Here is a 13,575-nt window from a genome sequence, read left to right on the forward strand (position 1 = left end):
AGGCTTCTAGGCGAATGTTTTCTAAGCTATTGATTTTGAGGAAACGCATGGAGGAAACATGCCCGGCATTCTGGAGCAATTGGAAACGCGGCGCGCCGAGGCGCGGCTCGGCGGCGGCGTCAAGCGCATCGAGGCGCAGCACGCCAAGGGCAAGCTGACGGCGCGCGAGCGCATCGATGTGCTGCTGGATGAAGGCTCCTTCGAAGAATACGACATGTACGTGACCCACCGGGCGGTGGATTTCGGTATGGCGGAACAGAAGGTGGCGGGGGATGGCGTCGTCACCGGCTGGGGCACCATTAATGGCCGACAGGTCTATGTGTTTTCCCAGGATTTCACCGTGCTTGGCGGTTCGCTGTCGGAAACCCATGCGCAGAAAATCTGCAAGATCATGGATATGGCGGTGCGCAACGGCGCGCCGGTGATCGGCCTCAACGATTCCGGCGGGGCCAGAATTCAGGAAGGCGTGGCCTCGCTCGGCGGTTATGCCGATGTGTTCAAGCGCAATGTCGTCGCCTCTGGCGTCGTGCCGCAGATATCGGTCATCATGGGCCCCTGTGCGGGCGGCGCCGTCTATTCGCCGGCCATGACCGATTTCATCTTCATGGTGCGCGATACCTCCTACATGTTCGTGACCGGGCCGGATGTGGTCAAAACCGTGACCAACGAGATCGTTACGGCGGAAGAATTGGGCGGAGCCTCCACCCACACGAAAAAATCCTCCGTCGCCGACGGCGCTTATGAAAACGACATCGAGACGCTGGAGCATGTGCGGCTGCTGTTCGATTTTCTGCCGCTCAACAACCGCGAAAAGCCGCCGGCGCGCCCGTTCCACGACGATCCGGCGCGGCTGGAAGCACGTCTCGATACGCTGATCCCTGATAGTTCCAGCAAGCCATATGACATGAAGGAACTGATCCACGCGCTGGCCGACGAAGGCGATTTCTTCGAGTTGCAGGAAGCTTTCGCCCGCAACATCATCACCGGCTTTATCCGTCTCGAAGGCCAGACGGTGGGCGTCGTCGCCAACCAGCCGATGGTGCTGGCCGGCTGCCTCGATATTGACGCCTCGCGCAAGGCGGCGCGTTTCGTGCGCTTCTGCGACGCCTTCAACATTCCGCTTCTGACGCTGGTGGATGTGCCGGGTTTCCTGCCCGGAACGGCGCAGGAATATGGCGGCGTCATCAAGCACGGCGCGAAACTTCTGTTCGCCTATTCCGAGGCGACGGTGCCGATGGTGACGCTGATCACCCGCAAGGCCTATGGCGGCGCTTATGACGTGATGGCCTCCAAACATATCGGCGCGGATGTGAATTATGCCTGGCCGACGGCGGAAATCGCCGTGATGGGCGCAAAGGGGGCGGCGGAAATTCTCTATCGTTCCGAGCTCTCCGATCCGGAAAAGATCGCTGCGCGCACGAAGGAATATGAGGAGCGTTTCGCCAATCCCTTCGTCGCTGCGGAGCGCGGTTTCATCGATGAGGTCATCATGCCGCATTCCTCACGCCGCCGCATCGCTCGCGCGTTTGCGTCGCTACGCAACAAGAGCGTGGAAACCCGCTGGAAGAAACACGACACTATTCCGCTCTGATCCGCCGCAGGGCTGGAAAAATGCTTCGGCCACCTTACTATATGGATGTTCAGGCGCCCGGATGTCCGGATGTCCTCCCGAAAAGCAAAAGGACACATTTTCATGGCCGAAAATTCCTCCGCAGATAATTTACCCGCAGGATATGAAGTGCCCAAGGTCTGGACCTGGGAAAAGGGCAATGGCGGCCAGTTCGCCAATATCAACCGCCCTATCGCCGGTCCCACCCATGAAAAGGAACTGCCTGTCGGCAAGCACCCACTGCAGCTTTATTCGCTGGCGACGCCGAACGGCCAGAAGGTCACCATCATGCTGGAAGAATTGCTGGCCGCCGGCCACAAGGACGCAGACTATGATGCCTGGCTGATCAAGATCGGCGAGGGCGACCAGTTCGGCTCCGGTTTCGTCGGCGTCAATCCGAATTCCAAGATCCCGGCGCTGATGGATCACTCGACGGCTGAGCCGACGCGCGTTTTCGAAAGCGGCTCGATCCTCGTTTATCTCGCGGAAAAATTCGGCGCTTTCCTGCCGAAAGAGGGCAATGCCCGCACGCAGGCACTGAACTGGCTGTTCTGGCAGATGGGCTCCGCACCCTTCCTCGGCGGCGGTTTCGGCCATTTCTACGCCTATGCGCCGATCAAGATCAAATACGCCATCGACCGTTACGCGATGGAGGTCAAACGCCAGCTCGACGTGCTGGACCGGCACCTGGCTGAAAACCGCTATCTGGCGGGTTCGGAATATACCATCGCCGACATGGCCGTCTGGCCGTGGTATGGCAAGATCGCGCTCGGTCAGGCCTATGGCGATGCCGGTGCGTTCCTTGAGGCGGACGGTTACAAGAACGTCATGCGCTGGACGCTCGAAATCGGCGAACGCCCGGCGGTCAAACGCGGCGTGATCGTCAACAAGACTTCGGGCGATCCGTCCGAACAGTTGCATGAACGCCACGACGCCTCCGACTTCGAGACGAAGACGCAGGACAAGATCGGCAAGGCGTAAGGAAGGATTAGAGCGCCAAAAGCGCTCTAACTATTTGAATTGACGCATTTCCGGACGTAAAAGCAAGGCAGCTTTTACTGGAAATGTTCTGGAAGGACAAAAGATGGCGAACCTGCCCGAAATGACCAAACACAAGGGATTTCCCTCCGGCATGCCGAGCACGGGCGTCCAGTTCACCATCCGCCGCGCCAACCCCAAAGGGGTAACACCTATCAAGATGATACCCCGAAGGGCGCGCAACGACACCAAGGAGCATCGCATCGATGCCGCCTTCCTGCACTCGCTCTGGCACCATTTCGGGCCTGAGCCCTTCGAGCGTGGCAATCTCGACGCCGCCCGCCTCAACCTCCTCTTCGGCCGCGAGGTGGTGCCGGCGGAAAAGAACTTCGATCCGCTTTCCTATCAGGCGATGCTTGTTATCGATGAGCGTGTCGCCCGGCAGAATTTCCCGGAATCCTTCGAGAATTTTTTCGAAATTTGACGACTACTCACGGGTTTGCGCTGAGGGAAGAGGGGCAACAACCGCATGATCAAGAAAATCCTCATCGCCAATCGCGGCGAGATCGCCTGCCGGGTGATCAAGACGGCCAGGAAGATGGGCATCGCCACTGTCGCGGTCTATTCGGATGCGGATGCCAATGCGCTGCATGTGAGACAAGCGGATGAGGCCGTTCATATCGGCCCGGCCCCCTCGTCGCAGTCCTATATCGTCATCGACAAAATTCTGGAGGCCATCAATAAGACCGGGGCGGATGCGGTCCATCCCGGCTACGGCTTCCTGTCGGAAAATGCTGTCTTCGCAGAAGCGCTGAAACAGGCGGGCGTCGTCTTCATCGGCCCGCCTGTTGGCGCCATCGAGGCCATGGGTGACAAGATCACCTCCAAGAAACTGGCCGCGAAAGCGGGCGTTTCCACCGTCCCCGGCCATATGGGGCTGATCGAGGATGCGGATGAGGCGGTCAGGATCGCTTCGCAGATCGGTTATCCAGTCATGATCAAGGCGTCGGCCGGCGGTGGCGGCAAAGGCATGCGCATCGCCTTCAACGATGCCGAAGCGCGCGAGGGTTTTCAGTCCTCCAAAAACGAGGCGAAGTCGTCTTTCGGCGATGACCGCATCTTCATCGAAAAATTCGTCACCCAGCCGCGCCATATCGAAATTCAGGTGCTGGGCGACAAGCACGGCAATATCCTTTATCTCGGCGAACGCGAATGCTCGATCCAGCGGCGGAACCAGAAGGTCATCGAGGAAGCGCCGTCACCCTTTCTGGACGAAGCGACCCGCAAGGCCATGGGCGAGCAGGCCGTGGCGCTGGCGAGAGCGGTCGGTTACCATTCGGCCGGCACGGTGGAATTCATCGTCGATGGCGACCGCAACTTCTATTTCCTTGAAATGAATACCCGCCTGCAGGTGGAGCATCCGGTGACGGAACTCATCACCGGCATCGATCTGGTCGAACAGATGATTCGTGTGGCGTCAGGTGAAAAGCTCTCCTTCGGGCAGGCGGATGTGAAGCTGAACGGCTGGGCGATTGAAAGCCGGCTTTATGCTGAAGACCCCTACCGCAACTTCCTGCCCTCTATTGGCCGGCTGACGCGTTATCGCCCGCCGCAGGAAGGCGAACAGGACAACGGAACGGTCATCCGCAACGATACCGGCGTTTTCGAAGGCGGCGAAATCTCGATGTATTACGATCCGATGATCGCCAAGCTGTGCAGCTGGGGCAAGGATCGGACGACTGCCATCGATGCCATGGGAGAGGCATTGGATCGTTTCGAGGTTGAGGGCATCGGCCACAATCTACCGTTCCTGTCTGCCGTCATGCAGCATGAGCGTTTCCGCGCCGGCCACCTGACGACGGGCTTTATTGCGGAAGAGTTTCCGGAAGGCTTTTCCGGCGTCGAGCCGGATGAGGCCGCCGCGCGCAAGCTTTCCGCCATTGCGGCCATCATCAATCAGCGCCTGCAGAACCGCGCGGTTGAAATTTCCGGCACCATTGGCAATCACCGCCGCATTGTCGGTAGTGACTGGGTGGTTTCGTTTGGCGCGCTCCGCCACGGGGTCAGCGTCGAAACCGGTGCGGATGGTACGGCGGTCCGTTTTGAGGATGGGATGGCGCTGACCATCGATACCGGCTGGCGTCCCGGCCAAAGCCTTGGGCTGTTCACAGTGGCGGGCGAGGTCATCGCCGCCAAGGTCGATCTTGCAGGCGCAGCGGTTCGCTTGCGCTGGTGCGGCATGGATGTTCTCGCCCGCGTGCGCAGCCCGCGCGTGGCGGAACTGGCGCTGCTGATGCCGGAAAAACTGCCGCCGGATACATCGAAACTGCTGCTCTGCCCCATGCCGGGCGTCATCACCGGTATTTCCGTGGGTGAGGGCGACGAGGTGGAGGCCGGGCAGGCGCTGGCGACGGTGGAGGCCATGAAAATGGAAAACATCCTGCGTGCGGAAAAACGCGGCCGCGTTGCCAGGGTGGCGGCTAAACCGGGCGACAGCCTTGCGGTGGATGAAGTCATCCTCGAATTCGAGTGACGACCTTTGGCCGTTTTTGCGGAACGGATGCGGATCGGAGTGGTTTAAGGGGGCGGGCCTGCGGGCGGCCGTTCGATTTTCGTCACGATCAGCCGCCACAGTGCCAAAATGAAATGCAGAAGGGGAGAGATGCATGTCGGGTGAAAAAACGGTGCGGGATTGGCTGCAGCTTGCCGAAAAGGAGCTGAAGCGCTCACCGGACACACTCGTCTGGCACACGCCGGAGGGCATCGAGGTCAAGCCGCTCTATACGGCTGACGATCTGCAGAAGATTTCCCATCTCGACAGCCTGCCCGGCTTTGCGCCCTTCACGCGCGGCCCGCGCGCCACCATGTATGCCGGGCGGCCCTGGACCATCCGCCAATATGCCGGTTTCTCCACGGCGGAAGCCTCGAACGCCTTTTACCGCAAGGCGCTGGCCGCCGGTCAGCAGGGCGTTTCCGTCGCCTTCGATCTCGCCACCCATCGCGGTTATGACAGCGATCATCCGCGCGTGGAGGGCGATGTCGGCAAGGCCGGCGTGGCGATCGACAGCGTCGAGGACATGAAAATCCTGTTCGACGGCATCCCGCTCGAAAAAGTCTCGGTGTCGATGACCATGAATGGCGCGGTTATTCCGGTGCTCGCCAGTTTCATCGTTGCGGGGGAAGAGCAGGGGGTGCCTCGTGCCGCCCTTTCGGGCACCATCCAGAATGACATTCTCAAGGAGTTCATGGTTCGCAATACCTATATCTATCCGCCGGAACCCTCGATGCGGATCATTGCCGATATCATCGAATATACGGCGAAGGAGATGCCGAAATTCAACTCCATCTCCATTTCCGGCTATCACATGCAGGAAGCCGGCGCGACGCTGGTGCAGGAGCTTGCCTTCACGCTGGCGGATGGCCGCGAATATGTGCGCGCGGCCCTTGCCAAGGGGCTGAATGTCGATGATTTTGCCGGGCGCCTGTCGTTCTTTTTCGCCATCGGCATGAATTTCTTCATGGAGGCGGCGAAGCTGCGCGCCGCGCGCCTGCTCTGGTCGCGCATCATGCAGGAATTCAAGCCGCAAAAAGCGTCATCGCTGATGCTGCGCACCCATTGCCAGACGTCAGGTGTCTCGCTTCAGGAGCAGGACCCTTATAACAACATCGTCCGCACCGCGTTTGAGGCCATGTCCGCCGTGCTTGGCGGTACGCAGTCGCTGCACACCAATTCCTTCGATGAGGCGATTGCCCTGCCGACGGAGTTTTCCGCCCGCATCGCCCGCAATACGCAGCTTATCCTCCAGCATGAAACCGGTGTCACCAAGGTCGTCGATCCGCTGGCCGGCTCCTATTATGTCGAGAGCCTGACCGATGAACTGGCAGAGAAGGCCTGGACGCTGATCGAGGAGGTGGAGGCGCTTGGCGGCATGACCAGGGCGGTGGCGGAAGGCCTGCCGAAACGGCTGATCGAAGAGGCGGCAACACGCCGCCAGGCGGCGGTGGACAAGGGCGAGGAGGTCATCGTCGGCGTCAACCGTTATCGTCTCGAAAACGAGGAAGATATCGATGTTCTCGATATCGACAATGCCGCCGTTCGCGCCGCGCAGATCCGCCGCATTGAGGAGACGCGCCGTCGCCGCGATGGCAAGGATGTGACCTCCGCCTTGGCGGCACTTTCCGAGATCGCCCGCAGCGGCAAGGGCAATATTCTCGAAGCCGCCGTTGTCGCCGCCCGCGCCCGCGCCACGGTGGGAGAGATTTCCGATGCACTGCGTGCGGTCTTCGGTGACCATGCCGCCGTGCCGGAGGTGGTGAGCGATATTTATGGCGAGGCCTATAGGGATGAGCCTGAACTTGCCACGCTCTCCGCCCGGCTTTCCGGTGTTGCTGAGAGGATCGGCACCAAGCCGCGCATCATGGTCGCCAAACTCGGGCAGGACGGACATGATCGCGGCGCGAAAGTCATAGCCTCCGCCTTCGGCGATATCGGTTTCGATGTGCTGGCCGGCCCTTTGTTCCAGACGCCCGTTGAAGCGGCGGATATCGCCGTTCAGAACAGGGTGCATGTGGTGGGCATGTCGTCGCTCGCCGCCGGTCATAAGACGCTGGCGCCGCAGCTGGTTGAGGCGCTGAAACAGAAGGGCGCGGAAGACATCATCGTCGTGGTCGGCGGCGTCATTCCACGGCAGGATTATCAGTTTCTGCTCGATCACGGCGTTTCGGCAATTTTCGGACCCGGCACCAATGTCATGGATGCGGCCAACAAGGTTCTCGACCTGCTCGAAGGCGTCAGGCGGAACGTGTGAGGGGAATACGGCCATGTTCGGAAGATTGAATCACGTCGCCATCGCGGTGCCCGATCTCGATGCCGCTATTGCCCGCTACAGCGCACTTGGCGCAGAGGTCTCGGAGCCGCAATCGCTACCTCAACACGGGGTGACGGTGGTTTTTATTCAGGCTGAAAATACCAAGATCGAGCTTCTTTATCCGCTCGGCGAAAATTCGCCGATTGCCGCTTTTCTCGAGAGAAATCCGGGCGGCGGCACGCACCATCTTTGCTTCGAAGTGCCTGACATTGTCGCGGCGCGCGACGATCTCGTCAAAAAAGGCGTTCGAATTCTGGGTGACGGCGAGCCGAAGATCGGCGCGCATGGCAATCCCGTTCTTTTCCTGCACCCAAAGGATATGGGCGGCGTGCTCTATGAGCTTGAACAGGTTTCTCGGACACATGGCTGAAACACAGACCCCGTAAGAGGCTGGCCATACGGTGGATGGCGCGCAGCGGCCGTTCGCCTTTGCTGGAACGTGTTTCGTTTGTTTTCTTTTGACATTCGTTTTGTTTTCGTTTTTATGGCAATTGTCTTTCAACGATGGGGACGAGGTCCCCCCGACGCTGTCGTGGAGGCTCTATGTCCGGCGAGAATATTTTCGATCTTTTTGTCATCGGTGGCGGCATCAATGGCTGCGGCATTGCCCGCGATGCCGTGGGCAGGGGCTATTCCGTGGCGCTTGCGGAAAAGGGCGATTTCGCTTCCGGCACGTCTTCCGCGGCCACCAAGCTCATCCATGGCGGTTTGCGTTATCTCGAACATTACGAGTTTCGCCTCGTCCGCGAAGCGCTGATGGAGCGGGAAATCCTCTGGGCCATGGCTCCACATGTCATCTGGCCCATGCGTTTCGTCCTGCCAATCCAGAAAGGCGGCGTGCGCCCGGCCTGGATGGTCCGGCTCGGCCTGTTTCTTTATGACAATCTCGGCGGCCGCAAACTTTTGCCGGCGACCCGCACGCTCGATCTTCGCAAGGACCCGGCGGGCAAGCCTCTGAAACCGGCTTTCGCCAGGGCTTTCGAATATTCCGACGGCTGGGTGGATGATGCCCGCTTCGTGGTTCTCAACGCACGCGATGCGGCGGATCGCGGCGCGACCATCATGAACCGCACGCGCGTCGTTTCCGCACGGCGCGAAGGCGGGCTGTGGCTCATCGAGACGCTGGACGAAAAAACCGGTCGTTCGGCCACGCATAAAGCGCGCATGCTGGTCAATGCTGCCGGTCCCTGGGTGGATACTGTGCTTTCCGGCGTCTTCGGGCGCAACGACGTGCACAATGTCCGGCTCGTGCAGGGCAGCCACATCGTTGTGCGCAAGAAGTTTTCCGATCCGCGCGCCTATTTCTTCCAGAACCCTGATAACCGCATCATCTTCGCCATTCCCTATGAGCGCGATTTCACGCTGATTGGCACCACGGATCGCGACTACAAGGGCGATCCGGCCAGGGTTCGCATTTCCGAAGACGAAATTTCCTATCTCTGCAACGCAGCCAGCGACTATTTCAGCGAACCCGTTCGGCCGGAAGACATTGTCTGGACTTATTCCGGCGTACGGCCGCTCTTTGATGACGGCGCTTCGAAAGCGCAGGAAGCCACACGCGATTACGTGCTGAAGGTTGAAGAGGCCGAGGGTGAAGCTCCACTCCTCAATATTTTCGGCGGCAAGCTCACCACCTATCGGCGGCTGGCGGAACATGCGCTGGAAAAGATCGGCGCGGCAATTGGCGAAAAGGGCAAGCCGTGGACGGCGGGCTCCCACCTGCCGGGTGGCGATTTCGGCGCTGAGAGATATGAGGCGCAGGTTCGGGCGCTCGTCTCCCGATACCCTTTCCTTGATGGACGCCATGCCGAGCGGCTTGTCAGAAACTACGGTACGAAGGCTGCAGAACTGTTGGGAGGCGCCACCGATGTCTCCGGCCTCGGCGGGCATTTTGGCGGCACGCTTTATGAATGCGAGGTGCGCTGGCTGGTTGAACACGAATGGGCCTCTGCGGCCGAGGACATTCTCTGGCGACGCACGAAACAGGGCCTGCGCCTGAGCAAGGAAGAGGCTGCCGGTCTCGATGAATTCGTGGCCATGCTGACGGGCGGCGGGCAAAAGGCCGAAGCCGTGGCGGAGCGCGCCTGAAAATCCGCCAGCCGCCCTGTCAGCTCCCTGAACTCTTCACCGGTCTCTCCGGGCCGTCGGCGCTCAGGATGTAGTCGTCTGCGGCTGAAAGCGCGTGTTCCATATGCCCTTCAAACACCAGTTCCGGTTCGTTGGGCGCTATGGCAATTTTCGGCATGCCGCCGAAACGCACCGCCTGCGATTGCGCCAGACCGTCGCGCAGGCCGCTTTCCAGAAGATCGAAATAGCGAGTGCCCGGGCCGGTGATGAAAACCGGCATATGGCCATGCAGACTGAAGAGGCGTGAAAGACCGTTGCCGAGCGCAAGTCCGGCGGTGCGAAAGGCGAACCGCGCCATGCGGGCGCCGGTGCGGGCCGAGGCGGCGATCTTGTCCACCTCCGCAATCGGCACGAATTTCGCCGGTTCCGCCTGCGGCGGGGCTTCGAAAGCAGAACGCAGTATGGCGTAAAACCCGGAATAGGCCTCAATGCAGCCTTTGGTGCCGCAACGGCACAGCGCGCCGTCGGCCAGATGCAGCATATGGCCGAAATTGGGGGCGCTGACCTCGATTGCGCCGCGCGCCGCGCGGGCGATGCCAAGGCCGATGCTGTGGCCGAGGGAGAGGGTGACGAGGGCCTCCGGCGCCGGGTTTTCTTTTGCCTGCTCCCGCATCCAGATGGCTTTTGCGGCCAGCAGCGTTTCGTTGTTCAGCGTCACGCGAATGCGGCCGTCCCCGGATACCAGCCGCTGGAAATCAATCCTTTCGTCACCGAGAACCGGCGACCAGACGAGTGTTGCCGTGGCCGTATCCACCAGCCCCTTGCTGCTGATCGAGACCTGGAGGATATCGTGCCGGTCAATGCGTGAGCGATCGGCAAGTCTTGCGAGACCGGCGAGGATCGCGCCGCCGAATGTGCCTTTTTCAGCGGCAATCCTTTGTTCGGTGAAACGGTCCACCAGCTTGCCAGCATAATCGACCAGCGAATATTGCACGCTATCGGAAGAGATGATGACGATGGCGACATGGCAGAAAGCGCCGCGCGGGCCGAAGAGAATGCGCGGCCGGCCGCGGCCGGCGGCGGCGAGCTGCTCTTTTCGCAGGATGAGACCGGCCCGCTCAAGCTCGGTGGTGATAGCGGACACCGTTGCGGAGGCAAGCCCGGTGGAAGACGACATGTCGGTATGGGAAAGGCTGCCGTGCAGGCGCAGCGCCGCCATCACCGACAGGCTGTTTTTCTGGCGCACCAGTTCCGTACTTGCAATGGCGGACATGGGCTGGGGCATGCTCCCTGAACGGCCTTTTTCCTGTCGTGCTGATCCCACTCTGATGGCGTATGCCACGAGCAAGATCAAGGCACCCGGATGCTGCCCGCAGCCGTTGTTGACAGCATGGGGAATCTCTGACATTAATTTTCTCGACTGTCGAGAAAATTGTGAAACCACAGAGACCGGCAGCTTTTTCCGGGCGATTTTCCTGCATGGAGGTGTGGGGTGTCGCCCTTACCGGGAGGACATCATGAATTCTTTTGCCAAGCTTTTGGCGGGTACAGCCGTACTCGTTTCCCTGCATACCGCGGCTATCGCGGCCGATCTCGTCGTCGGCGTTTCCTGGTCGAATTTCCAGGAAGAACGCTGGAAAACGGATGAGGCGGCCATCAAGGCGGCGCTTGACAAGGCCGGCGCGAAATACATCTCCGCCGACGCGCAATCATCCGCCGCAAAGCAGCTGACCGACGTGGAATCGCTGATCGCGCAGGGCGCCAACGCGCTGATCATCCTGGCGCAGGACAGCGACGCGATTGGCCCGGCTGTTGAAAAGGCCGTTGCCGAAGGCATTCCGGTCGTGGGTTACGACCGCTTGATCGAAAACCAGAACGCCTTCTACATTACCTTCGATAACAAGGAAGTCGGGCGTCTTCAGGCTGCCGAAGTCTTCAAGGTGAAGCCCGAAGGCAATTACGTCTTCATCAAGGGCTCTTCTTCCGATCCGAATGCGGACTTCCTGTTCGCCGGTCAGCAGGAAGTGCTGAAGGCTGCCATTGACGGCGGCAAGATCAAGAATGTCGGCGAAGCCTATACCGATGGCTGGAAGCCGGAAAATGCCCAGAAGAACATGGAACAGTTCCTGACCAAGAATAACAACAAGGTCGATGCGGTCGTCGCCTCGAACGATGGCACAGCCGGCGGTGCAATCGCCGCTCTCGCCGCGCAGGGCATGGCCGGTTCGGTTCCCGTTTCCGGTCAGGATGCGGATTTCGCCGCACTGAACCGCGTCGCGCTCGGCACGCAGACGGTCTCGGTCTGGAAGGACAGCCGTGAACTCGGCAAGGAAGCGGCAGGCATCGCGCTGGAATTGGCCGGCGGCAAGAAGATGACGGAGATCAAGGGCGTCACGGCCTTTGACGGCGGCCCGAAGAAGGTCACGATGCAGTCGGTCTTCCTGAAGCCGATCGCCATCACCAAGGACAATCTGAACGTCGTCATCGATGCCGGCTGGATCAAAAAGGAAACGGCCTGCCAGGGTGTGAAGGCCGGAACCGTCAAAGCCTGCGATTGATCGAATACGTCCCGGTTCGGGCGCTGCGCCATGGCTCATGGCGCAGCGCCTTTTAGAGCATTTCCAGGAAAAGTGGGCCCCGGTTTTCCGTCCGGAGATGCGCCAGAAAAAAGCGTTGGAGCGTTTTCGCGATTCAGGGAAAAACGAAAACGGTCTAAGATGTAAGGAGCACCGGCAGTTCATGGCCGATACGACCCAATCCAATTCCACAACGTCGCAAAAGACGGAAAAAGCAGGCTCGATAACGCGCTTCATCAACGCCACCGAGCTGGATACCAGGCTGCTCGGCATGGTGGGTGCACTTCTTCTGATCTGGATCGGATTTCATATCCTGTCGGGCGGATTGTTTCTGACGCCGCGAAACCTCTGGAACCTTTCCGTGCAGACCGCGTCCGTGGCTGTCATGGCGACCGGCATGGTGCTCGTTATCGTCACCCGCAATATCGACCTGTCGGTCGGGTCGATCCTCGGTTTCTCCGGCATGATCATGGGCGTCACACAGGCGGAAATCCTGCCGCAAATCCTCGGTTTCGAACATTGGGCAACCTGGATCGTCACGCTTCTGGTCGGGATTCTCGTCGGCGGCGCCATCGGCATGCTACAGGGCTCCATCATCGCCTTCCTGAACGTGCCGTCCTTCATCGTTACGCTTGGCGGCCTGCTGGTCTGGCGCGGCGGCACATGGTTCATCACCAGCGGCCGCACCGTGGCGCCGATGGATTCCACCTTCCGCCTGATGGGCGGCGGCACCAGCGGCTCGATTGGCGCGACATGGAGCTGGATCGCTGCGATCATAGCCTGCGTCGCCATCATCGCGGCAATCCTCAATTCCCGCCACCAACGCCGCCGCTTCGGTTTTCCGCTGCGGCCCGTCTGGGCGGAATATTTTCTGGCAGCTCTCGGCTGCGTCGTCGTCATCGGTTTCGTGGCGGTGGTCAACAGCTATCCATGGCCAATCAACATCGCCCGCAACTATGCCGATGCCAATGGCATCGCCTGGCCTGAAGGCGGCCTGTTCATTTCGCACGGTATCGCCATTCCGGTACTGATGGCGCTTGCCGTCGGTGCGGTCATGACCTTCATCGCCACAAGGTTGCGTTTCGGACGTTATGTCTTCGCCATCGGCGGCAATCCGGAAGCAGCCGAACTCGCCGGCATCAAGACCCGCTGGGTGACGGTGAAAATCTTCACGCTGATGGGCGTTCTGTGCGCCATCGCCGCGGCCATCTCGACCGCCCGCCTCAACGCGGCCACCAATGCCCAGGGCGAGCTGGACGAGCTCTACACCATCGCGGCGGCCGTCATCGGCGGCACCTCGCTTGCCGGCGGTGTCGGAACCGTAGCGGGCGCGATGCTCGGCGCGCTCGTCATGCAGTCGCTGCAATCCGGCATGGTGCTGGTGGGCATCGATACGCCCTTCCAGCGCATCGTTGTCGGTGTGGTCCTGGTCGTCGCCGTCTGGCTCGACACCATCTACCGCGCCCGCGCCAAGTAA

Annotated in this window: 10 protein-coding genes; 9 read left to right on the plus strand and 1 reads right to left on the minus strand. The window is 60.4% G+C overall.

Annotated features, from left to right (window positions below; translation table 11 throughout):
* Nucleotides 1–58: 58 nt before the first annotated feature.
* From O9X91_RS09130 to O9X91_RS09160, 7 genes are all read left to right on the plus strand, one after another.
* Nucleotides 59–1,591, plus strand: coding sequence for an acyl-CoA carboxylase subunit beta (locus tag O9X91_RS09130; RefSeq protein ID WP_077985204.1), 1,533 nt, complete (start codon nt 59–61; stop codon nt 1,589–1,591).
* Nucleotides 1,592–1,693: 102 nt separating this feature from the next.
* Entirely contained in the window at nt 1,694–2,590 is an 897-nt protein-coding gene (gene yghU / locus O9X91_RS09135; RefSeq protein WP_077985203.1) for a glutathione-dependent disulfide-bond oxidoreductase, read from the plus strand.
* A gap of 103 nt (nt 2,591–2,693) precedes the next feature.
* The gene (locus tag O9X91_RS09140) at nt 2,694–3,071 is read left to right on the plus strand and encodes a hypothetical protein (RefSeq protein WP_077985202.1); all 378 of its coding nucleotides are present in this window, start codon (nt 2,694–2,696) and stop codon (nt 3,069–3,071) included.
* A gap of 45 nt (nt 3,072–3,116) precedes the next feature.
* Nucleotides 3,117–5,120: an acetyl-CoA carboxylase biotin carboxylase subunit gene (locus O9X91_RS09145; RefSeq protein ID WP_269833696.1), complete on the plus strand. Its 2,004-nt coding sequence runs from the start codon at nt 3,117–3,119 to the stop codon at nt 5,118–5,120.
* Between the two features lie 133 nt (nt 5,121–5,253).
* Entirely contained in the window at nt 5,254–7,395 is a 2,142-nt protein-coding gene (gene scpA / locus O9X91_RS09150) for a methylmalonyl-CoA mutase (RefSeq protein ID WP_269833697.1), read from the plus strand.
* 13 nt (nt 7,396–7,408) lie between these two features.
* Nucleotides 7,409–7,825: a methylmalonyl-CoA epimerase gene (gene mce / locus O9X91_RS09155; protein ID WP_077985199.1), complete on the plus strand. Its 417-nt coding sequence runs from the start codon at nt 7,409–7,411 to the stop codon at nt 7,823–7,825.
* 173 nt (nt 7,826–7,998) lie between these two features.
* The gene (locus O9X91_RS09160) at nt 7,999–9,543 is read left to right on the plus strand and encodes a glycerol-3-phosphate dehydrogenase (RefSeq protein ID WP_269833698.1); all 1,545 of its coding nucleotides are present in this window, start codon (nt 7,999–8,001) and stop codon (nt 9,541–9,543) included.
* A 19-nt stretch (nt 9,544–9,562) separates the two neighbouring features.
* Here O9X91_RS09160 and O9X91_RS09165 read toward each other — a convergent pair whose 3' ends face one another.
* Complete coding sequence (locus O9X91_RS09165) at nt 9,563–10,795, minus strand: ROK family transcriptional regulator (RefSeq protein WP_162520349.1); 1,233 nt, start codon at nt 10,793–10,795, stop codon at nt 9,563–9,565.
* Nucleotides 10,796–11,039: 244 nt separating this feature from the next.
* On the opposite strand from O9X91_RS09165, the gene xylF reads away from it, so the two are divergent.
* Complete coding sequence (gene xylF, locus O9X91_RS09170) at nt 11,040–12,080, plus strand: D-xylose ABC transporter substrate-binding protein (protein WP_077985196.1); 1,041 nt, start codon at nt 11,040–11,042, stop codon at nt 12,078–12,080.
* Nucleotides 12,081–12,261: 181 nt separating this feature from the next.
* Entirely contained in the window at nt 12,262–13,575 is a 1,314-nt protein-coding gene (locus O9X91_RS09175; protein WP_077985331.1) for a sugar ABC transporter permease, read from the plus strand.

Origin of the sequence: Agrobacterium salinitolerans (assembly GCF_027498475.1) — a bacterium.
In the GTDB taxonomy this organism is placed as follows: Bacteria; Pseudomonadota; Alphaproteobacteria; order Rhizobiales; family Rhizobiaceae; genus Agrobacterium; species Agrobacterium salinitolerans.